Origin of the sequence: Actinocorallia populi (assembly GCF_002995495.1) — a bacterium.
GTDB lineage: Bacteria > Actinomycetota > Actinomycetes > Streptosporangiales > Streptosporangiaceae > Actinocorallia > Actinocorallia populi.
In genome coordinates, this window is the sequence record NZ_PVZV01000006.1 from 151,894 (window position 1) to 173,041 (window position 21,148).

The 21,148-nt window shown below is 72.4% G+C and carries 22 protein-coding genes; 4 read left to right on the forward strand and 18 right to left on the reverse strand.

Features of this window, described 5'->3' with window-relative positions; genetic code table 11:
* Positions 1-41 precede the first annotated feature (41 nt).
* The 7 genes from C2865_RS24110 to C2865_RS24140 all read right to left on the reverse strand — a co-directional run bounded on the left by C2865_RS24110 (position 42) and on the right by C2865_RS24140 (position 7,940).
* A complete protein-coding gene (locus C2865_RS24110) occupies positions 42-1,844 on the reverse strand; it encodes an ABC transporter ATP-binding protein (RefSeq protein WP_106400836.1) in 1,803 nt (600 codons plus the stop codon).
* Between the two features lie 45 nt (positions 1,845-1,889).
* The gene (locus tag C2865_RS24115) at positions 1,890-2,918 is read right to left on the reverse strand and encodes an iron-siderophore ABC transporter substrate-binding protein (protein WP_232835791.1); all 1,029 of its coding nucleotides are present in this window, start codon (positions 2,916-2,918) and stop codon (positions 1,890-1,892) included.
* A gap of 111 nt (positions 2,919-3,029) precedes the next feature.
* Positions 3,030-3,884 (reverse strand): ABC transporter ATP-binding protein, encoded by an 855-nt coding sequence (locus C2865_RS24120; protein ID WP_106400838.1) that lies wholly within the window; start codon positions 3,882-3,884, stop codon positions 3,030-3,032.
* Positions 3,885-3,915: 31 nt separating this feature from the next.
* Positions 3,916-4,986, reverse strand: coding sequence for a FecCD family ABC transporter permease (locus C2865_RS24125; protein ID WP_106400839.1), 1,071 nt, complete (start codon positions 4,984-4,986; stop codon positions 3,916-3,918).
* Positions 4,983-6,038 carry a FecCD family ABC transporter permease gene (locus C2865_RS24130; RefSeq protein WP_106401299.1) on the reverse strand — a complete coding sequence of 352 codons (1,056 nt, stop codon included), beginning with the start codon at positions 6,036-6,038 and terminating at the stop codon, positions 4,983-4,985. The genes C2865_RS24125 and C2865_RS24130 overlap by 4 nt, the downstream gene beginning before the upstream one ends.
* Before the next feature lie 111 nt (positions 6,039-6,149).
* Complete coding sequence (locus tag C2865_RS24135; protein ID WP_106400840.1) at positions 6,150-6,962, reverse strand: phosphotransferase family protein; 813 nt, start codon at positions 6,960-6,962, stop codon at positions 6,150-6,152.
* A 48-nt stretch (positions 6,963-7,010) separates the two neighbouring features.
* Complete coding sequence (locus tag C2865_RS24140) at positions 7,011-7,940, reverse strand: sigma-70 family RNA polymerase sigma factor (protein WP_106400841.1); 930 nt, start codon at positions 7,938-7,940, stop codon at positions 7,011-7,013.
* Between the two features lie 83 nt (positions 7,941-8,023).
* Between C2865_RS24140 and C2865_RS24145 the strand changes: the two genes are divergently transcribed.
* Positions 8,024-8,473, forward strand: a complete 450-nt coding sequence (locus C2865_RS24145; RefSeq protein ID WP_106400842.1) for a carboxymuconolactone decarboxylase family protein — start codon at positions 8,024-8,026, stop codon at positions 8,471-8,473.
* An 88-nt stretch (positions 8,474-8,561) separates the two neighbouring features.
* On the opposite strand, the gene C2865_RS24150 is transcribed toward C2865_RS24145, so the two are convergent.
* Positions 8,562-9,446, reverse strand: a complete 885-nt coding sequence (locus C2865_RS24150; protein WP_232835792.1) for a PaaX family transcriptional regulator C-terminal domain-containing protein — start codon at positions 9,444-9,446, stop codon at positions 8,562-8,564.
* Positions 9,443-10,063 carry a GNAT family N-acetyltransferase gene (locus tag C2865_RS24155; RefSeq protein ID WP_106400843.1) on the reverse strand — a complete coding sequence of 207 codons (621 nt, stop codon included), beginning with the start codon at positions 10,061-10,063 and terminating at the stop codon, positions 9,443-9,445. Before C2865_RS24155 ends, C2865_RS24150 begins: the two co-directional genes overlap by 4 nt.
* A 79-nt stretch (positions 10,064-10,142) precedes the next feature.
* On the opposite strand from C2865_RS24155, the gene C2865_RS24160 reads away from it, so the two are divergent.
* Entirely contained in the window at positions 10,143-11,306 is a 1,164-nt protein-coding gene (locus C2865_RS24160) for an alpha/beta hydrolase family protein (RefSeq protein ID WP_106400844.1), read from the forward strand.
* Here C2865_RS24160 and C2865_RS24165 read toward each other — a convergent pair.
* From C2865_RS24165 to C2865_RS24200, 8 genes are read right to left on the reverse strand one after another with little or no spacing between them, the layout of a single operon-like run.
* Complete coding sequence (locus tag C2865_RS24165; protein ID WP_232835793.1) at positions 11,235-12,614, reverse strand: NADH-quinone oxidoreductase subunit N; 1,380 nt, start codon at positions 12,612-12,614, stop codon at positions 11,235-11,237. The two genes, C2865_RS24160 and C2865_RS24165, sit on opposite strands and share 72 nt — an antisense overlap.
* A complete protein-coding gene (locus C2865_RS24170; RefSeq protein ID WP_232835794.1) occupies positions 12,611-14,095 on the reverse strand; it encodes a complex I subunit 4 family protein in 1,485 nt (494 codons plus the stop codon). Before C2865_RS24170 ends, C2865_RS24165 begins: the two co-directional genes overlap by 4 nt.
* Positions 14,092-16,023 (reverse strand): NADH-quinone oxidoreductase subunit 5 family protein, encoded by a 1,932-nt coding sequence (locus tag C2865_RS24175; protein ID WP_106400846.1) that lies wholly within the window; start codon positions 16,021-16,023, stop codon positions 14,092-14,094. Before C2865_RS24175 ends, C2865_RS24170 begins: the two co-directional genes overlap by 4 nt.
* A complete protein-coding gene (nuoK, locus tag C2865_RS24180; RefSeq protein ID WP_106400847.1) occupies positions 16,020-16,325 on the reverse strand; it encodes an NADH-quinone oxidoreductase subunit NuoK in 306 nt (101 codons plus the stop codon). The genes C2865_RS24175 and nuoK overlap by 4 nt, the downstream gene beginning before the upstream one ends.
* Positions 16,322-16,876, reverse strand: a complete 555-nt coding sequence (locus C2865_RS24185; RefSeq protein WP_106400848.1) for an NADH-quinone oxidoreductase subunit J — start codon at positions 16,874-16,876, stop codon at positions 16,322-16,324. The genes nuoK and C2865_RS24185 overlap by 4 nt, the downstream gene beginning before the upstream one ends.
* 10 nt (positions 16,877-16,886) lie before the next feature.
* Positions 16,887-17,810, reverse strand: coding sequence for an NADH-quinone oxidoreductase subunit H (locus tag C2865_RS24190; RefSeq protein WP_106400849.1), 924 nt, complete (start codon positions 17,808-17,810; stop codon positions 16,887-16,889).
* Positions 17,803-18,882: a hypothetical protein gene (locus C2865_RS24195; RefSeq protein WP_106400850.1), complete on the reverse strand. Its 1,080-nt coding sequence runs from the start codon at positions 18,880-18,882 to the stop codon at positions 17,803-17,805. Before C2865_RS24195 ends, C2865_RS24190 begins: the two co-directional genes overlap by 8 nt.
* Positions 18,873-19,220: an NADH-quinone oxidoreductase subunit A gene (locus C2865_RS24200; RefSeq protein WP_106400851.1), complete on the reverse strand. Its 348-nt coding sequence runs from the start codon at positions 19,218-19,220 to the stop codon at positions 18,873-18,875. Before C2865_RS24200 ends, C2865_RS24195 begins: the two co-directional genes overlap by 10 nt.
* 222 nt (positions 19,221-19,442) lie before the next feature.
* Between C2865_RS24200 and C2865_RS24205 the strand changes: the two genes are divergently transcribed.
* A complete protein-coding gene (locus C2865_RS24205) occupies positions 19,443-19,844 on the forward strand; it encodes a nitroreductase family deazaflavin-dependent oxidoreductase (RefSeq protein ID WP_106400852.1) in 402 nt (133 codons plus the stop codon).
* Between the two features lie 13 nt (positions 19,845-19,857).
* Here the strand turns inward: C2865_RS24205 and C2865_RS24210 are convergent, their stop codons facing one another.
* Positions 19,858-20,529, reverse strand: coding sequence for a DUF899 domain-containing protein (locus C2865_RS24210; RefSeq protein WP_106400853.1), 672 nt, complete (start codon positions 20,527-20,529; stop codon positions 19,858-19,860).
* Positions 20,530-20,627: 98 nt separating this feature from the next.
* Here C2865_RS24210 and C2865_RS24215 point away from each other — a divergent pair, with 98 nt between their 5' ends.
* Positions 20,628-21,098, forward strand: coding sequence for a winged helix-turn-helix transcriptional regulator (locus C2865_RS24215; RefSeq protein WP_106400854.1), 471 nt, complete (start codon positions 20,628-20,630; stop codon positions 21,096-21,098).
* The last annotated feature ends 50 nt before the right edge of the window (positions 21,099-21,148 follow it).

Here is a 21,148-nt window from a genome sequence, read left to right on the forward strand (position 1 = left end):
GAAGACTCAACCACCCTTCAAGTAATGAAGGTTAGCCTAACCTAAGTTGACCTTTCCGCACTACCCTCTCGCCACGCGCTCCACAGCCGGGCGTACCCGCCCTCCAGCGCCACCAGCTCCTCGTGCGTCCCCTGCTCCACGACGCGTCCCGCGTCGAGCACGGCGATGCGGTCCGCCGCCATCGCCTGGGTCAGCCGGTGCGCCACGAACAGCGTGGTGCGGCCCCGGCACGCGGCCAGCACGGCCCGCTCCAGCTCGGCGGCGCCCTGGCTGCCGGCCTCCGCGGTCGACTCGTCCAGCACCACCACCGGCGACCGGCCCAGCACCAGCCGGGCCAGCGCGATCTGGGCGACCTTGGTGCCGTCCAGGCGCTCGCCGCCCTCGCCGACCACGGTGTCCAGCCCGTCGGGCAGCTCCGCGACCCACGTGCCGGCGCCGACGGTGTGCAACGCGTCCATCAGCTCGGCGTCGGTCGCCTCCGGCGCGGCCAGCCGCAGGTCGTCGGCGAGCGGGCCGGAGAACACGTGCGTCTCCTGCGTCAGGATGCTCACCAGCGCCCGCGCCTCGGCCTCGTCCAGCCCGGCGAGGTCGGTCCGCCCGATGCGCACCGACCCGGCCTGCGGAGTGCCGATGCCCGCGATCAGCGCGGCCAGCGTCGACTTGCCCGCGCCCGTCGCGCCCACCAGCGCGAGCGAACCGCCCGCCGGGATCGCCAGGTCGACGTTCCGCAGGACCGGCTCCTCGGAGCCGGGGTAGCCGAACGTCAGCCCCTCCACCGTCACCGGGTACGCCCCTGCCGCGGCCGGAGCGACGGCGGCGTCGCCCACCAGCCGTTCCTCCGTGGCCTCGCCCAGCACACCGACCAGCCGGGTCAGGCTCGCGCCCGACTTCTGCGCCTCGTCGAAGGTGAACATGATGGAGCCCAGCGGCGTGAACAGCCGGTGGAACAGCAGCGGGGCCGCCGACACGTCGCCCAGCGTGGCGGCGTCGGCCTCCAGCAGGAAGTACCCCGTCACGATGATCAGGACGAGGCCGATGAACTCGGCGCGGTTCTCCCTGCCGACGAACCGGCCGAAGAACCGGAACACCTCGATGCCGAGGTCGCGCACCCGCCACGACTCGGTGGTGACCTTCTCGCGGAAGGAGTCCTCGAGGCGGTAGGCGCGGACCGTGTCGATGCCGTTCAGGCCGCTGATCAGCGCCTGCGCGCGGTCGGCCTGTGCCTCCCGCTGCCGCTGGTACAGCGGGGCGGACCGGGGGAGGTACCAGCGCAGGGCCAGCGCGTACGCGGGCAGCGCGCCGGCGCCGGCCAGGCCGAGCCGCCAGTCCAGCCCGAACATGCCGACCGTGGCGATGGCGACCAGCACCCCGGCCGAGAACACCGTGGGGACGGCCGTCCGGATGCCCTTGGAGATGACCGCCACGTCGTCGCCGACCCGGGACAGCACGTCGCCCCGGCCGACCTGCTCGATCCGCGCGCTCGGCATGCCCAGCACCGCCCGGACGGCGCCTTCGCGCAGCCGTGCGAGCAGGTCCGCGCCGAGCCGTCCGATCAGGTACGTGGAAGCGGCGGTGGCCGCCGCGCCGAGCAGCGCGGCGGCCACCATCAGGACCCCGACCGTGACCAGGATCGAACGTGACTCGCCCCCGACCACCCCGTCGACCACCCGGCCGAGCAGGAGCACCGGCAGCACCTGGAGCGCCGCCCCGGCCACCGTGGTGAGCACGGTGGAGGCCGTCAGCCCAGGCCTTTCGCGGCAGTGCGCCGCCACCCACCGGGTGGCCTCGCGTCCGGTCGCCGTGCGCAGGATGGCCGGCGCCTCGCGTGTCGCGGTGCCGTTCACGCTCGGACCGCGGGGTTTCGGGGATGGGACACGTCACGGACCTCTCTAGCCGACCGACTTGACGATCTCGTCGATCGCGTACGGAAGGGACAGCAGGGTGCTCTGCGACACGGCCGCGCCGATCGCCGGCCCCTCGCTGTCCAGCAGGTACGACACCTTGCCGTCCTTGACCGCGGACAGGTTGGCGAACAGCTCGAACTTCTTCAGCGCGTCCTGGTCCGCCTGGTCGTTGATGACGAAGATGCGGTCCACGTCGATCAGGTCGATGCGCTCGGGGGACAGCGTGGTGGAGAAGCTGCCGCCCGCGATCTCGTCGATCTCCGTCGCGCCCTTGAAGCCCATGCCCGTCAGCATCTGCCCGCGGACGTCGGTGGTGGTGAACGGCGAGATGGCGTTCTTGTACCACGACAGCGCGACGGCGGTCTGGTCGGCGAACTCCGGGTGCTCCTTGCGGACCGCGTCGAGCTTGTCCTGGATGCCCTGCACCAGCTTGGCGCCCTCGGCCTCCCGGCCGAGCGCCTTGGCGATGTGCACCGTGTTGTCCTGCCACGGCGCGCTGAACGGCTCGGCCTCGCCCTTGGTGCGGCCCACCGTCGGGGCGATCTTGGAGAGCTTGTCGTAGGCGGCCTGGTCGATCTCGGAGTAGACCGCGATGATCAGGTCGGGACGCAGGGCGGCGATCTTCTCGTAGTTCGGGCCGGGGTCGCCGTTGTTCATGATGACCTCGGGGCGGGTGTCGCCCCACTTGTCCTTCACCCAGGGCCACTGGGTGTTGATGTCGGGGGACTGGCCCGCCGGGTTCGGGTACTGGTCGACCATGCCGACCGGCTTGATGCCGAACGCCAGGATGTTCTGGTCGTCGGTGTAGCCGACGGAGACGACCCGCTGGGGCTCCTTGGTGACCTCCGTGGACCCGAACGCGTGCTCCACGGTGACGGGGAACGTGCCGCCGGTGGCGGTCGGAGCGCTCTCGGCGGTCTTGTCCGTCGAGTCGGAACCGCATCCGGCGAGGAGGCCGACGCTGAGGGTGGCCGCCGACAACGCCGCCGCGACCCTTCGCAAGGTCGTCGTCATTGTCTTTCTCTGCAGAAACATGCGGAATCCCTTGCTCTCGTCCTGTTCATTTGGCAGCCCAGCCCCCAGGGCAGGCAAACCCTAACACGCAGAGATTAGGCAAGGCTAACCTTACTTTTTGTCGAGGGGGGCGTGAACGTGGGCGCGGCCGATCGGCACGATGAGCGGACGGTCGCTCACCGGGTCGTCGATCACCCGGGCACGCAGCCCGAACGCCTCGTGCAGCAGCTCGGCGGTGACCACCTCTCGCGGGTGGCCCTGCGCCAGGATCGCGCCCGACTTCATCACGATCAGGTTGTCGCTGTAGCGGACGGCGAGGTTGAGGTCGTGCAGCACCATGACCACGGTGCACCCCGACTCGTGCAGGTCGTCCACCAGGTCGATCACGTCGAGCGCGTGCGCCAGGTCGAGGTAGGTGGTCGGCTCGTCCAGCAGCAGCAGGTCGGTGCCCTGGGCCAGCGTCATCGAGATCCAGACGCGCTGGCGCTGCCCGCCGGACAACGCGTCGACCGGGCGGTCGGCCAGGTCGGACACCCCGGTCATCGCCAGCGCGCGCTCCACGACGTCGGCGTCGTCCGACGACCACTGCCGCAGCCAGCTCTGGTGCGGATGGCGGCCCCGGGCGACCAGGTCGGCCACCGTCAGCCCCTCCGGCGCGACGGGGGCCTGCGGCAGCAGGCCGAGCTTCTTGGCCACGTCCCTGGTCCTGAGCCGGGCGATGTCCTCGCCGTCCAGCACGACCGTTCCCCTGGCCGGTTTGAGCAGCCGCGACAAGGTCCGCAGCAGGGTGGACTTCCCACAGCCGTTGGGGCCGATGATCGTGGTGATCACCCCTGGCGGGATCGCCACGTCGAGGTCGTCGATGACGACACGGCCGCCGTATCCGACGGTGACGCCCCTGGCCGAAAGCCGCGAGACGTCCTTGAGCCCGAGTTCGACCTCGGTGGTGCTGCGCTGAGGGGTCACGAGATCTACTTTACTTAGGCTAGCCTACCCTTCACATCCCTTTCCTGAGGTTCGCCCGTACCAGCAGGTAGACCAGGAAGGGGCCGCCGACCGCGGCGGTGACGATGCCGACGGGCAGGGCCACCGGAAGCGCCGTGCGCGCCACCAGGTCCGCGCCGATCAGCAGCAGCGCGCCCACCAGCCCGGAGGCCACCAGCGGCGGTGTCGGATACCTCGTCAGGCGCATCGCCACCTGCGGGGCCACCAGCGCGACGAACGGGATGGGGCCCGCCGTGCTCACCGCCACCCCGGCCAGCAGCACCGCGCACAGCAGCAGGACCGCCCGCACCGGCGAGTACCGCACGCCCAGGCCCGCCGCTATCTCGTCGCCGAAGTGCATCGGCCTGAGCTGGAACGCGACGTACGCCATGACGGCCAGCAGGGCGAGCGTGCCCCACAGCGCCATCCAGACCTCGCTCCACGAACGGGCGTCCAGCGAGCCGACCAGCCACACCTGCGCCCGGGTCACGTCATGGATGTCGGCCCTGACCAGCAGCCAGGTCGTGATCGCCTCCATCACCGCGCTCACCGAGATGCCGATGAGGATGAGGCGGAAGCCGTCGATCCCGCGCCGCCACGCCAGGAAGTACACCAGCAGCCCGGTGCCGAGCCCGCCCGCGAGCGCCGCCGCGGTCAGGCTCACCGAGCCGGCGATCGCCGCGGCGGCCCCGCCCGACGCCGTCACCAGGAACACCGCGGCCGCGCTCGAGCCCGGGATGATCCCCAGGATGTCCGGGCTGGCCAGGGGGTTGCGCGCGATGGACTGCGTGATCGCCCCGGACATCCCCAGCGCGACGCCCACGATGAGCCCGACCAGGGCGCGCGGCATCCGCAGATCCATGATCACGAACTCGTCGACCTGCTCGCCCCGCCCGAAGATCGTGGCGATCACCTGGGGCAGTCCGATGGGGAAGTCCCCGACGCCGATGGACACGCAGAACACCAGGAAGGTCGCCGCCGACAGCAGCAGCACGGAGGAGACCATCCAGGGGCGCCACACGAACGACACGGGGCCGAGCCGCACTCCCGGTGCGACCGGCCTCTTCACAGTTGTCCCGCTCATGCCTTCTTCAACTTCCCGCGCCACACCAGCACCGCGAAGAACGGGGCGCCGACGAGGGCGACGACGATGCCGGACTGCAGCTCGCCCGGCCGCGCCACCACGCGCCCGAGGATGTCGCAGGCCAGCAGGATGAGGGCGCCGAGCAGACCCGCGTACGGCACCGACCAGCGGTAGTCCGGCCCGGTGATGGACCGTGACACGTGGGCCACCATGAGCCCCAGGAACGCGATGGGGCCGCACGCCGCCGTCGCCGCGCCGGCCAGCAGGGTGATGGCGGCGATGCCGACGGTCCGGCTCAGCGCGATGTTCACGCCCAGCCCCCGGGCCACGTCGTCGCCCAGGTTGAGCAGGTTGACGGCGGGCAGCGTGGCCAGTGCCAGCACCAGCCCGACCACGATGAACCCCGTCACCGGCCAGATGACGTCGAACCCCGCTCCGGCCACCGAGCCCGCGTTCCAGAACCGCAGCGCGTTCAGGGACGCCTGGTCCGACAGCGCGACCGCCGTGGTCATCGCGAGCAGGAACACCGTGACCCCCTGCCCGGCCAGCGCGAGCGTCAGCGGGTTGCCCGCCCCCCGGCCGATGCTCGCCAGCCCGAACACCACGGCACCGGCGCCCGCCGCGCCGAGGAAGGCGAACCAGACGTACTGGAACGGGTCGGTGAACCCGAAGAGGGCGATCACCGACACCACGGCGAACGAGGCGCCGGTGTTGATCCCCAGCAGCCCCGTGTCGGCGATCGGGTTGCGCGTGTGCCCCTGGATCAGCGCCCCGCTGACCCCCAGGGCGATGCCCGCCACGATGGCGAGCACGGTCCGCGGCACCCGCACCGTCTGCACGATGAGCCGGATCTCGGTGAGCCGCTGGTCGGGGTCCGGTGCGGCGAACAATCCATGCCACACCTCGGCGGGACTCAGCGCGCGCGTACCGACGGCCAGCGACATCACCGCCGCGACCACGAGACCCGCCACCAGCGCGCCCAGACCCGCGAGCCGCCGCCGCCGTACGTCCGGCAATCCGGACTCGAGGCGTTTCTCCACAGTCGTGCCCATGCCGCCGTACGTTATCTCGTTGATCCCCCGCAGCGGCACGGCCTGCGGCATCTCGCGGCTCAGGAGCGCGTCGGCGCCCGGACCGGGGTCGGCCCCTCGCAGGCGGTCGGCTCAGGCGAGCAGCCGGGTCAGGCGTTCGGCCTGGCGTTCGGCGGTGCCGGCGGGGTTCCTCCCCTGGTCGAAGGCGAGCAGGAGCAGCCAGACGAGTGCCAGGAGCCTGCGGCAGTCCCGCAGCCGGGCGGTCTCGGCCGGTGTGAGGTCGAACTGCGCCAGGAAGAGCGGGACGTCCAAGGGGTGCTCCACCCAGGCGGCCACGTGCTCGGTGATCTCGGCCAGCTCGAAGGCCCGGTCGCTGCGGCCGGATTCCTCGAAGTCCACCACCTGGACGCGGCGCCCGTCCCACAGGTAGTTGGCGATGTTGCCGTCTCCGGGCCCGAAGACCGGTGCGACGTCCGGCACTTCCGCGGCCCGCAGGCCCGAACGGTCCAACCACGCCAGCCCGCGATCCAGGGCCCGTCGCACGGTGCCGGGAAGAGAGACGCCGGAGGCCGCGGACGCCCGGTCTCGGAGCCATGCCAGGATCTCCCGTTGGTGGCCGGGCCGCAGCGGAAGACCGGCCAGGACGTCCGGCGGCACCGCGCCGTGCAACCTGCGCACCGCCGCCGCCAGCGCCTTGACCTTCTGCTCGGTCAATGGAGCACCGCGCAGCGGTTCGCCGGGCAGCCGTGACATCACCACGGTCGGCTGCTCGGCCGCCAGGTCCAGGCGCAGGGGTTCGGGGGCCAGCCCCGGTGCGTGGGTGGCCAGTAGCTCCAGGGCTCGCCACTCCCGCTCACACGCCTCCCGTCCGCCTTCCGGGAAACGTTTGGTCACGCTGCGGGAGGACGACACGATTCCGTGCGTGCTCCAGGCTGGAGAACTCATGGGCGGGATCCTTGCAAAGTCCGAGGTTCTGCGTGACGCCCGTCGGCTTCAGCGCGGCCGGTCGGCCGATGGGGGCCGTGTGCTCGTCGCGGTGGTGATGCGGTCGGGGGACGGCAGGTCCATCGATGCGAGTTTGGCGGGGTCGATCACGATCGTGATGTCGGTGATCCGGTCGTCGGCGACGGTGAACGCGATGACCGAGAGCGGGGTGCCGTCCTCGTGCCAGGAGAGGATTCCGGGGAGGCCGTTGACGAGCACCGCTCGTCCCTGGGCGGCCGCTCCGGCGGACAGCCGTGCTCCGGCGGCGACCTTGGTGGCGCCGAGGGCGACGGCGACGCCGTCGGGCGCCTCGACGGTCAGCCTCACCTCGGGGTCGAGCACGCGCAGCAGCCCTTCGAAGTCGCCGTGGCGGGCCGCCGCCAGGAAGGCCTGGACCACCTGCCGCTGCTCCCGTCCGGCGGACGAGGGCCGCTCGGCCGCCCGCACCTTCCTGCGGGCGCGGCTGGCGAGCATCTTGGCGGCGTCGGCGGACCTGCCGAGGATCCGGCCGATCTCGTCGAACGGCACCGCGAACAGGTCGTGCAGCACGAACGCCAGCCGTTCGCCCGGCTTGAGCGAGTCCAGGACGACGAGGAGCGCGAGCCCGACCGAGTCGGCGAGCGCCACGTCGTCCTCCGGCGCGGGGCCGTCGTCGGCCGTCACCACGAACTCGGGCAGCCGGTCGTCGTAGGACGCCTCGGGGCGGGTCTGGCGCGACCGCAGGACGTCGAGGCTGATCCGGCCGACGACCGTGGTCAGCCAGCCGGAAAGGTTGTGGATGGCCGCCGTGTCCTGGCGGGAGAGCCGCAGCCAGGCCTCCTGGACCACGTCCTCGGCGTCGGCGTGCGATCCGAGCATGCGGTAGGCGACCGCGCGCAACCGCCCGCGCTGGCCCTCGAACGCCTCGGCCATCGGATCGGTCTGGTCGGTGTCGGACATGTTGTTACCTTCCTCGGTTCTGCTCCGTCATGGGTGATGACGGGCCCGGAAGGGCGCAGGTAACCGACGAAGGAGCAGAACCGATGGAAGCACGTATGAAGAGCCCGGCGAGTCCCGAGGTGCTCACCGCGATCCAGCAGCTCTACAAGGTGATGTACGCCGGTGGCGTCGACCCGCTCGTGCTGGACCTGGTCCACCTGCGGGCCAGCCAGATCAACGGCTGCAGCCCGTGTGTGTTCGCCGGGGCCGCCGCGGCTCGGAAGCACGGCGAGACCGACGAGCGGCTGCACAACGTGGTCGCCTGGCGGGAGACCCCCTTCTTCACCGAGGGGGAGCGGGCGGCGCTCGCCCTGACCGAGGCCGCCACTCGCATCCAGGACGGCGCTCCGGGCGTGACCGACGAGATCTGGGACGCCGCCTCCGCCTGCTTCGACGAGAGGCAGCTGGGCGCGATCACCCTGAACATCGCGCTGACCAACTTCTTCAACCGGATCAACCACACGAACCGGGAGCAGGCCGGCAAGGCCTGGTGAGCTGAGCGGGAGAAGCGGCCTGGGACACGGGTGGTCCAGGCCGCCTCTCGCGCGGACCGGCGTATGAACTGCGCCGTCCGCTCTGCCTTCAGGGTCCGGCCTGGTCCGCCGCTTCGCGGGTGATGTCGGCGTAGATGCGGAAGACGGCCGGGTGGGTCTCGCCGTGTTCTCGTTCGTGCAGCGCCGTCCAGCACCGGGCGGCGAGCTCCCGTGCCAGGGAGCCGGGCCAGGGCCGGGGGAGGAGCTGGGGCGGCAGCAGCGGGTCGGGTTCCATGGCGCGGGTGAGTTCGGCGGCCAGCTCCACGGCGATGGTGAGCCGTTCGGACGGGGCGAGGCCGTCGGGGGCGGTGAGCCGGTCGAGGCGGTGGCGGGCGACGTGGACGAGGCGGTTGTAGCGGGCGGCGATCTCCGGCAGGGGCCACAGGTCGCGGGCGAGCTCGACGGGGTCGCGGGTGTCGCCTCTGCGCAGGTCCGTCGTGGTGAGGAGGGCGAGCGAGCCGTGGGCGTCGAGGCGGCGGGCCGCGTCCTCGACGTACGGCTCCCAGGCGTTGGCGCAGACGTACAGGCCGCCTTGGAGCGCGGAGCCGCCGAGGCGGACGAGGGTCTCGCGCAGGGCGTCCCGGGTGGTGCGCGCCGATTCGGGCACCGCGAAGGCCGCCAGGTGCCAGACGCCGTCCCAGGGGGAGTGCCCGGCGTCCTGGCGGAACGCGTGCCGGAGGAAGTCCGCGTTGGGAACGAGGGCCCGCGTGGTGGCCTCGGTGGCGTGCAGCAGCGCTTTGCGGCCGCGGCCCTCATGGGTGAAGCGGCCCTCGGCGACCAGGCGTTTGACGCAGAGCCGCACCTGCTGGTCGCTCATGCCCAGGGTGGCGGCGACGGTGTAGAGCTCGTCGGCGTCGACCGTGCCGTCCTCGCGGATGAGCGCGTGGACGAGCATGCGGGTGGGGACCTCGACCCGGTCGGTCACGGCGTTCACCGCCCGCTCGCCGCGACGGCGCGGCGCATGGTGGTCACCGCGCCGAAGCCCAGCAGCCCGCGCAGGCAGGGCGTCTGCTCGGTCCGTACGGCCGTGAAGCCGCGCCGCTCGTACAGGGCCCTGGCCCGCGGGTTGGTGTCGATCACGTCCAGCCTCACCTCACGGCAGCTCCGCTCCGCCGCGAGGGCCGCCACCTCTTCGAGGAGCAGGCCGCCGACGCCGCGGCCGCGCATGTCCGGGTCCACGGCGATGCCGTCCATGACGAGCTGCCGGGGCGCCGGGCGGCGTTCGAACAGGGCGAGGATCAGGAGCCGGTGCAGCCCTCGCACGCGGCCGTACGCGCGCAGCACGGCGGAGGCCGATCCGCCGGTCAGCGACCGGCCGTCGAGCTGGTATCCGGCGAGACCGACGAGCCGTCCGCCGAGAAGCGCGCAGACCGCGCGGTCGGCGTGGAGATGGGCGGCGATGAAGGGCACCGCCTTGTCCGGCGGGTTCAGAGCGGGTCCGAGTTTGCGGCCGAAGGCCTCCCAGTACAGCTCGGCCGCCCGCCGTTCGGATCCCGCCGGAACACCCCGCCGGACCACGACCGGTCCGAGGTCCGCCGTGTCGCCTCCCATGCCGTGACCTTTCGCCAGCTCTCAAGTCCAAAACTATCGTATTGCACACGATCGTACATCCAATGATAGTTTCGCCGCCATGCGAACCCGTCCAGAGGCACCCGGCACCGAGCCGGAACAGGCAGGGACCCGGCGTCGCGGGCTCCGCGTCGCCGTGCGGCCGCTCATCACGGTCCTGGCCGCGGTCTGCGGTCTCGGCGGCGTGGTGCTGTGGCAGAACACCTACGACATGGACGAGCGGCGCGTCTCGATCCGCCACGGCGGCCACACGCTCAACGGCGTGCTGACCGTCCCCGAGGACGGCCGCGCACGCCACGGCCTGGTCGTGTACGTCCACGGTGACGGTCCCGTCGACGCCGCTCACGAAGGCGGCTACCGGCCCCTGTGGGAGGCGAACGCCAGGGCCGGGTACGCCTCCCTGTCCTGGGACAAGCCCGGCGTCGCGGGCGCTCCCGGCGACTGGCTCGACCAGTCCATGGACGACCGGGCGGACGAGGCGGCCGCCGCCATCGCCTGGGCCCGCGCCCGCCCCGACATCGACGGGGACCGGATCGGGCTCTGGGGCGCCAGCCAGGCGGGCTGGGTCCTGCCGAAGATCGCGGCAAGGACGCCCGTGCGCTTCGCCATCGCCGTCTCGCCCGCGGTCAACTGGCTCCGGCAGGGCCGCTACAACCTCCTCGCCGAGCTGCGCGCCGACGGCGCCTCCCCGGCACGCATCAAGACCGAGACCGCGAAGAGCGACGCCATCCGCCGGCTGCTGGAACGCCGCGCGACCTTCGAGGAGTACGTCGAGGCCATGGACGGCGACACGGACGGCATGACCTCCGCCCGCTGGAATTTCATCTCCAAGAACCACACCGCGGACGCGACGCGGGACCTTCGCGAGCTGCGCGGCGTACCGGTGCTGCTCGCCCTCGCGGGCCACGACATGAACGTGGACACGGCCGACACCGAGCGCGTCTACCGCGAGGTGCTGGCCGGGGAAGGCCCGTTGAAGGTCGAACGCTACCCGGACGCGGCGCACTCGCTGCTCAGGTGGTCCATCGAGCGGTCGGACGTCAGGACCGTGCTCACCGCGCTCTTCTCGCCTCGCCGGCTCTTCGCTGACGGATTCCTGGAAGACCAGCGGCGGTTCCTGGAGGGCCTCGGCCAGGACGGCGCCGCCGCACCGTCACAGGGCGAGCGCGGCTCCGCTGGCGACGCCCAGGGCGAGGGAGAGTCCCGCGGCCGTGATGGCGAGTGATGTGGCTGTGCGGTGCGGAGTACGGGGGAAGGGGGACCGCGCGCGGTAGAGGGGGACGACCCAGCGCAGGTAGTAGAAGACGCTGGCGACGGTGTTGACGGCCATGACCACGGCGAGCCAGGCGTAGCCGCCGTCCAGGGCCGCTCCGAAGACCAGGAGCTTGCCGACGAACACGGCGGTGGGCGGGGTGCCGATCAGCCCGAGCAGGCAGACCACCAGGGAGAGGGCCAGCCAGGGGGCGCGGCGGGCCAGGCCGGTGTAGCCGGTCAGGTCGTCGGCGCCCCAGGCGATGACCACGGCGAAGGCGCCGAGGTTCGTGACGGCGTAGGCGGCCAGGTAGAACAGCAGCGCGGGTTCGGCCAGGCCGCTGTCGCCCGCCACCACGACCGGCACCAGCAGGTAGCCGGCCTGGCTGACCGTCGAGTACGCCAGCAGCCTCCGCACGTTGTCCTGCCCGAAGGCGGCGAGGTTGCCCAGCGTCATGGTGGCGGCGGCCAGCACCGCGACCAGGACCCGCCAGTCGGCCGCCGTGCGGTCCAGCACCTCCGAGGCCAGCCGGAACACGGCGGCGAGCCCGCCGATCTTGGGAACGGTGGTGACGAACGCCGCGACGACGGGAGGCGCGCCCTCGGTCACGTCGGGCACCCAGTACTGGGCGGGCACCGCTCCGGCCTTGAACAGGAGCCCGGCGAGCAGCGCCACGGTCCCGGCGGCCACCACGCCCCCCGGTGCGGCGGCCAGGCCGTCGGCCAGCACCGGGTAGGCGGTGCCGCGCCCGGCGCCGTACAGCATCGTCATCCCGGTCAGCATCGAGATGCCCAGCAGCGCACCCATCAGGAAGTACTTCAGCGCGGCCTCGGTGCCGCGGGCGTCCTTGGCGAACCCGGCGAGGGCGTACCCGGGGATGCTCGCCAGCAGGTAGGCGGCCATCAGGACCAGCAGGTCCGAGGCGGCGGCCATCATGACCGATCCCAGCGAGGCCAGCAGCACCAGCACGTACAGCTCGGTCTCCCGGGGGTGCCCGCGCAGCGGCCCGGCCAGGCCGAGCACCAGCAGCGCCGAGACCGCCACGACGGCGCGTACGGCGTGGGTGACCGGGTCGAGCGCGAAGGCCTCGAACGCCGTCATCTCCGGGCCGCGCGCCGCCAGCGCCGTGGCGGCCAGCGCTCCCGCCAGCCCGGCGGCGCAGACGGCGGCGACGATCCGCTGCCGGTCGCGCGGCAGCCAGAGCCCCGCCACGAGCCCGCACACCGCGGCGCCCAGGAAGAGCAGCTCGGGCAGCAGGTCGGCCGGGTTCTCCCGCATCATCGCGACACCAGCGACACCAGGACGGCGGAGGCGGGCTCGATCACGTCCAGCAGGAACCGGGGGGCGATGCCGATGAGCAGGGAGAGCGCCAGCAGCGGCACGACCGCGGTGGTCTCGGCGGCGCGCAGGTCGGTGACCCTGCCGGTGTCCGGGCCGGGACCGCCGAGCATCGTGCGGTGCAGCATCCGCAGGAACAGGGCGGCGGTGAGCAGGATGCCCGGCAGCGCCAGCGCCCCGGCGACCGCGGTCGCCGTACCGCCGCCGCCGATCGTGCCGGTGAAGATCTGGAACTCGGCGATGAAGCCCGACAGGCCGGGCAGCCCGAAGGCGCCGAACGCGGCGATCGCGGTGAGGCCCGCGAACACCGGGGCGTTGCGGGCGATCCCTCCGTAGCGGCCCATGTCGTAGGCGCCGGCGCGGTCGTAGAACACCCCGGACAGCAGGAACAGCGCACCGGTGAGCAGCCCGTGGCTGACCATCTGGGTCACGCCGCCCGCCACCGCCAGCCGGTGGGCGGCGGCGTCGCCCGCCATCCCGGCGGCGCCCAGGCCGAGCACGATGTAGCCCATGTGGCTGACCGAGGTGTAGGCGATCATCCGTTTGACGTTCTCCTGGGCGAGCGCCACCAGCGCCCCGTAGACGGCGCCGACCAGGCCGATCACGAGGATCACCCCCGCGTAGCGGCGCCAGGCCTCCGGCAGCATCGGCATCGCGATGCGCAGCATGCCGTAGACGCCCATCTTCAGCAGGACACCGGCCAGGATCGCCGAGCCCGCCGCGGGGGCGTCGGTGTGCGCGGGCGGCAGCCAGGTGTGCACCGGCACGGTGGGCGTCTTGACGGCCAGCCCGATCCCGACCGCCAGCAGCACCAGCGCTGCGGTGCCGGGCGAGTCCTTCAGCGGCGGCTCGGCCGTCAGGTCGACGATGTCGAAGGTGTGCGGCTCGGATCCCAGGTAGAGGCCGATGAAGCCCAGCAGCAGGGCCAGTGAGCCGAGGAAGGTGTAGAGGAAGAACTTCAGCGCCGACCGCAGCCGGTCGCCGTGCCCCCAGCCCGCGATGACGAAGTACATGCCGACGATCGACAGGTCGAAGAAGACGAAGAACAGCAGCAGGTCGAGCGCCGAGAACAGGCCCAGGCAGACGCTCTGCAGGAAGAGGAACAGCGCGGCGAACGCCCTTCCGCGGCCGAGGGAGTAGACGGCGCAGACCAGGAACAGCAGGGAGGTGAGCGCCAGCATCGGCAGCGACAGCCCGTCGACGCCCACATGGTAGGAGGCGTTGACCGAGGGGATCCAGCGCACTCGCGTCTCGTGGTCCATGCCGCCGCCGTAGGTGGCCCACAACACCAGGACCAGCGCCAGGTCGAGGGCGGTGACCGTGATCCAGAACGCGCCGGCGGCGCGCTCGCCCAGGCGGGGCAGGACGAGCAGGGCCAGCGTGCCGGCCAGCGGCAGGAAGATCACCAGGTTCAGCACGGTCACCCCAGCAGGACGAGGACGGCGGCCAGCGCGAACAGCAGGACGACGGCCTGGACGTAGTAGATGTGCACCTGCCCGGTCTGCGGGCGGCGCGCCAGCCGGCCGAGCCGCCTGGCCGCCGAGCCGACGCCCCGCACCACGGAGTCGACCGGGCTCTCCGCCCGGCGCACGCTGAACGCGGCCGCCCGGATCCCCGAGGCGGCGATCGCGTGCACCGCGCCGTCCACCCCGGCCTCGATCCGCCGGGCGACGGGGGAGGAGGCGCGCAGCGCGGCCGCGGCCGACGCCCGGACGGCGCCGTCGACGATCCGGTCGTCGAAACGGGCGAGCGCTCCGGCCAGCGCCAGGACGGGCCGCACGATCACGGCCGACACCGCCCGTTCCAGGTGCAGCCAGTTCACGGCGGTCGATGACGCCCACCGCGGACCCGTCATGACGACGGGCTGGAGGGACCCGCGAACGTAGCGGCGCACCGCCCAGGAGAACGTCATGAGCACCAGGACGGCCGAGGCGGCGAGCCCCGTCAGCGCCGGCGGGGGTTCGGGCGGGCCGCCGACCAGCCGGTGCCAGGGCGTCCAGAACACCACGACCAGCCCGAAACCCGCGGCGACCAGGGCGAGCGGGGGCAGCGGTGCCTTCTCCAGCGGTGAGATGGCACGCGTGGTGGCGGAGGTCTCGTCGTCGGCGGGCAGCCAGACGAGGAGCATCGCCTTGGCCGCGTACGCCGCCGACAGCACCGTGGCCGCCAGGCCGACCGCGTACAGCGGCCATGAGGTGCGGAGGGCGGCGTCCAGCACGGTGTCCTTGGTGATCCACAGGGACAGCGGCGGAATTCCGGCCAGGGCCAGCGCCCCCACCGTGAACATGGCGCCGACGAAGGGATGCCGGCGGGCGACGCCGTGCAGCCTGCCCAGGTCCTTGGTGCCGAGCGCGGCCAGCCACGCCCCTGCCACCAGGAACAGCAGGCTCTTGACCGCCGCGTGCGCGACCAGGTGCGCCGTGCCTCCGGCCACCGCGCCGGTCCCCGCCGCCAGCACCATGAAACCGAGCTGCGCCGAGGTCGAGGCCGCCAGCAGCTGCTTGAGGTCGGACTGGGCCAGGGCCACGGTGCCCAGCAGCAGTGCCGTGGCCGCCCCCGCCCAGGCGGCCGCCGGCGCCGCCCATCCCGTGGCGGCGAGCAGAGGCTGCGTCCGCAGCAGGAGGTAGGCACCGGCGGCGACCATGGTCGCCGAGTGCAGCAGCGCGGAGACCGGGCTGGGGCCCGCCATCGCGCGCGACAACCAGAACGAGAACGGCAGCTGCGCCGACTTGCCGAGCGCAGCTGCGAGCAGGCCCGCGGCCACCACGTTCCGCCAGGGCCCGGCGGTCGCTTCCAGCCCGTCGAGAGACAGCGTCCCGGCTCCGGCGAAGGCGGCGCCCGCGGCCAGGTACAGGCCGAGATCCCCGGTCCGGGTGGTGAGGAACGCGGTGTCCGCCGAGCGCACCCTGCCGTCCTCGCGCCACCAGAAGCCGATCAGCGCGTACGACATCGCGCCCATGACCTCCCAGGCCATGAGGAGCAGCAGCAGGTCGGTCGCGGTGACGGTGACCAGCATCGCGCCGGAGAACACCAGCATCAGACCGTGGAAGCGGGCGCTCGGCGGCATCTCCCCGGCGGCGAAGACCAGGACGGCCAGGGTCACCGCCGACACCGTCACCACCAGCACCGACGACATCCCGTCCACGGCCATGCCGACCGGCAGCCCGGCGAGCATCGGAGCCTCGACCGAGGGCCGCAGCAGCGCCGCCGCGACCGCCAGCCCCGCCGTGACGGCGGCCACCGCCACCGCCACCGCGGGAGCCGGGCGGTCGGCCCGTCTCCCGCCCACCGCCAGCAGCCCGCCCGCCACCGTCGGCAGTGCGGGAAGGGCCCACCCCAGCGCGCCGCTCACTCCTTCAGTTCTCCCGCGCCCTCGGTCATGTCGACCTCCTGGGCGCGGAACAAAGCGGTGACGACGGCGAAGCCCGTCGCCATCTCCAGCGCCATCACGGTGATCGCCACCAGGACGAGGACCTGCCCGTCGGCGGTTCCGGGCGTCACGTGGTACCAGAACGCCGCGCCCGCCAGCACGATCGCGTTGACCATGAGCTCCAGGCCCATCATCACCATCACGATCGACTGCTGGGACAGCGCCCCGTACAGGCCGGTCGCGAACAGCGCGGAGGCGGTCAGGAGGAACGCCTGCAGGGTCACGGCGCACCCCTGCCGGGATCGGCGGGGCGGCGCGCGTCCAGCCGGTCGCCGTGGCGGTCGTAGCGGCCCCGGCCGGTCGCGAGCACGACCGAGGTGATCATGGTGGCCAGGATGGCGACGCCGACCAGCATCATCACCGCCATCTTCGGCCCCATGACCGCCTCGCCGAGGGCGAAGGTCGTGTCGTGCGCGGGGACCCCCCTGCGCTCCGGCCAGGGCGTCAGGAGCGCCCCGGCGGCCAGCGCGGCGAAGACCGCGGCGGAGACGGCCGCCGAGCCGCGGCGGTTGTGCACCATCGTCATCGGCATCAGCCCCGCCGGGTTCATCATGTACATGACCATGAACACCGCCATGATCAGCATCTCCATGATCATCATCAGCACCACCAGCAGGCCCAGGTAGGGCAGGCCGATCAGCAGCAGTTCCGCGCCGACGCACAGGAACGACAGCAGCAGCGCGAAGGTGGCGCGGGCCATGGAATCGACGGCGAACACCGCGATCCCGCCCGCCACGGCACCCGCCGCCAGCACCCAGAACACCACGACGCCCACCGGCGGCTCCTCACAGAACGGCGATCCCCACCACGAGCATCTGCACCAGCACGGCGGGGATCAGCACCGTCCACGCCGCCTCGGCGAACCTGTCCATCCGCACCACCGGGAAACGGCGGCCCGCCCAGACCAGCCCGCCCAGCACCACGGCCGTCTTGACCAGCGACCACGCCCAGGCGGGCAGCAGCGGACCGGCACCGCCGCCCAGGAAGAGCGGCACCGCGAACGCCGCCGCCACCGCCAGCAGCGCGTACCGTCCGGCCAGGAAGAACAGCCGGTCCGGCCCCGACAGCTCCACCGCCGCGCCGCCCGCGGCGTCGTCCGCGACGGGATGGGCCAGCGGCCCCCAGAACGCCATGGCCAGCACCGACAGCAGGTAGACGGCGAAGGCCACCGGCATCCACACCACGAACCACAACCCCTGCTGCGCCTGCACGATCTCGCCGACCCGCAACGACTGCGCGCCCAGCCCCACGGTGGTGAGCGCGAACATGTGCGGCAGTTCGTACGCCAGCCCCTGCGCCAGGAACCGGTACCCGCCGACCAGGCCGAACGCCGAGTTCGAACCCCAGCCGACCAGCCACACCGCCGCCCAGACGGCCACCTCCACGGCGTTGAACCACACCACGCCGACCGCCGGATCCATCACCATCGCGTTCCCGAGCGGCACCACCATGGCGGCCAGCAGCGCGACGGCCGGAAGCAGCACCACACCTGCTCTCAGCAGCAGCCGGTCGGCGGCCGCCACGGTGCGCGGGGGACGCAGCAGCAGCCGTGCCGCCTCCCGCAGCGGATCGGCGGCGGCCCGCAGCGCACGGCCGCGACCGGCGTCCCGCGCGGCCAGAACGGAATCCCACCCGGCCGCCCCCAGCGCCAGCCCGGCCACCACCGGCGGCAGCACGGCGACCGCCCACACCGCCCCCGGCTCACCCATGGGTCGCCGACGCCGCGGGTCGGTCGAGATCAGGGTCCAGACTCGCCACGATCAGCCGGGCCGCACCCAGATCGGCGCCCGCCAGCAGGTCCGGCAGCAGCGACACCGGCGCCGTGTCCGGCGCATCATGTGCCTCGTTGCCCGGGTCCAGGGGAGTGGGATCGTCGAGCAGCCCCATGGCCGTTCCGGCCTCCGCGAGCAGCGCGTGCAACCGGTCCGCGGCGTCTCCTGCGAGCCGGGCGGGCGGCGCGGTTACCGGCCCCAGGTCGCGCAGCATCCAGCGCAGCGTCCGGGAACGTCCGACGGAGTCCGACAGCCGTTCGAATCGTGCGGTGAGCCGCTCCGACGGGTGGTCGGCCAGCAGGTCGTCCCGCAGCCACCGGGCCTGGGCGGACATCCGATCCCAGCCCGCCACGGCCAGGAGCCGTCCCAAGGTGTCCAGGGAGCGTGCGGCTCCGCGCCGCTCCGCGGTACCGCGTGCCACCGGGTCTCCGGTCCGGGCCGCCGTCCAGGGCTCCGTCCAGAACGACCCGCGGCCCGTCCCCTCAGCGGTCGCCACCTCGGCCCGCTGCACGACGTCCCCCTGCATCACCGCCCGGACGACCAGGCCCGCCGGCCAGTCCGCCAGCACCGGGCCGAGCTGCACGTGGAGCACGTCCAGCTTGAGCCCGTCACGGTCGGCCTCCCGGTCCGCCATCCCCGGCTCGTCGCCGGATTCGTGTCCTTCCGCCGCGTGATCCCCGGAGTCCCGGCGGTCAGGGGCCGCCAGCTCGTGCTCCGCCCGGTCCAGGAGCGTGATGAGATGCTCTCGCCCGGGAACGGAAGCCCGGACCAGGGCGCGGGGCCGGGGAATCTGGCGCCACACCCGTTCGACGGCCTGTTCCAGGTCCGGTCCGGGCTCCCCGCAGACCACCAGGACCGAGCACGCCGCCGGAGACGCGACGCTTCGCCAGCCCCGCTCGCGCGCCTCGGCCTCGACCCCGAGCCGGGCGGCCGTCCCCCCTGCCGCCGTGACGACGAAGAAGGGAGGCCGCCCGGCGGCGAAGCACGACAACCGGGAGATCAGGCCCACCGCAGCGCGCCTTCCCGCCAGGCGTACAGCACCCCGACCAGGATCAGCGCCAGGAAGACGAACATCTCCACCACCGCTGTGGCGCCGACGGCCGAGACCACCACCGCCCACGGGTACATGAAGACCATCTCCATGTCGAAGGCCAGGAAGACCATCGTCAGCGCGTACCAGCGCACGTGGTAGCGGGACACGGCATGCTCCTGAGGAGCCCCTCCCGACAGGAACGGTTCGGAGCGAACGGCCTCCGGCAGCCCCACCGCGGACGAGAAGGCGTAACCGGCCGTCACGAGGACGCCGAGCAGCCCCAGATACGCAGCGGCCACAACGTACGGCTGCATCGCTCTCCCCCCGAAGAGTCCCCCGTTACGTTCCGGCGATACCCGTGGCCCCCCGAGGAAAACGGCAGGGAGTGACCGGATCGGTCAGGAATCGAGAAGCCCTCCGGATGCCTCCGTCCCTAGCGTGAACGCGAAGTCATCGAAACGAGCGACTGGAGGAGACCGTTGTCAGGTGGACAGAAGACGCAAAGCCGTAGAGGGCACGGAGCGTTCTCCCGGTGGATGCAGCACCGCGCGAACGCTCGCATGATCCGTAAGGTCCGCGGCGGGCGCGGGGCGTTCATGGGGATGGAGATCCTGATCCTCCACACGGCGGGCCGCCGGAGCGGCGTGCTGCGGGAGACGCCCGTGGCGTGGTTCGCCGACGGCGAGGGCGCCTGGCTGGTCGTCGCGTCGGGAGGCAAGGGCGGTCACCCGGACTGGCACCTGAACCTGATGGGGCGCCCCGACCGGGCGGCGGTCGAGCTGCCCGGCCGTGACGCCGTGCCGGTGGAGCCGCGTGTGCTCGAAGGCGCCGAGCGCGAGCGGGCGTGGAAGCGCATCGCCGCCGCTCAGCCCCGTATGGAGAAATACCAGCACAAGTCCGGCCAGGAGTACCCGGTGGTCAGGCTCATCTCGCGGTGACGCCCTCTGGTGCTCAGGAGCGTCGCGGACGGTCGTCGCCGTACTCGTCGTGGAGGCGCCACCAGCCGTAGGGCGGGGTCTGGGGCCGGCCGGCGGGGGAGTCCTCCCAGGTCTCCTGCCTGCCGAAGGGGGTCAGGTCCAGGAAGGTCCAGTTGCTTCCGAGGCGCTCGACGCCCCGCCCCGTGGTGGAGTAGGTGCGGTAGACCTCGTCGCCGTCGCGCAGGAAGACGTTGAGGGCGAATCCGTCGCCGGCTCCGACATCGGTGTTGAAGTCGTTCCCCAGCGAGGAGAACCACGGGATCGTCCAGCCCATGCGCTGCTTGACCCGGGTGATCTCGTCCAGGGGGCCGCGGGACACCAGGGCCAGCGAGACGTCCCGGGCGTGCAGGTGGGCCGGGTGCCCGATGTTGTCGGTGAACATCGCGCATCCCGAGCAGACGTCGTCGGGGCCGTGCCACATGAAGCAGTACGTGATGAGCTGGCTGCGCCCGTCGAACAGGTCGAGCAGGCTCGCGGGGCCGTCGGGGCCCTGGAACCGGTACTCCGCGCCGACGCGGACCATCGGCATCCGGCGCCGTTCGGCGGCCAGGGCGTCCAGCGCGCGGGTGAGCTCCTTCTCCTTGACCAGCAGTGCCTCCCGCTCGGCCTGCCACTGCTGTTCCGAGACGATCCGAGGTGACTCCATGACCTGATCCTCCAGTTACTTTCTTGAAGAAAGGGACTGGGTGGGAGCCTACCCCGAGCGACTTCCTTCAGGGAAGTAACTGGGCCTAGAATGTCCCCATGCAGCGAACCCGGTTCGGAGACATGGCCTGCTCGATCGCCCGTACGCTCGACGTCGTCGGAGAGCCGTGGTCCCCGCTGATCCTGCGCGACGTCTACGTCGGCATGAACCGCTTCGAGCAACTCCAGCGCGATCTGGGGATCTCCAGCAAGGTGCTCGCCGAACGGCTGAAATGGCTGGTCGAGAACGGCGTCCTGGAGCGCCGGGAGTACTCGAGCCGGCCGCCGCGCCACGAGTACGCGCTGACGGCCAAGGGCGAGGAGCTCTGCGACCTGCTCCTGGTGATGGCGCGATGGGGGGACCGCTGGACGGCAGGGGAGGCGGGGCCGCCCGTGCTCTACCGGCACCACGCCTGCGGCCGGATCTCCCATGTCGAACCGCACTGCTCGGAGTGCGGCCGGCCGATGCACGCCACCGACGTCGACGTGCTGCCGGGACCGGGGTCGAAGACCGGGGCGGACGAGGCCTGAAGCCCTTGGAGGCGGGTGCTCCAGGCCTCGGTTTCCGCGCTCACCTGCGG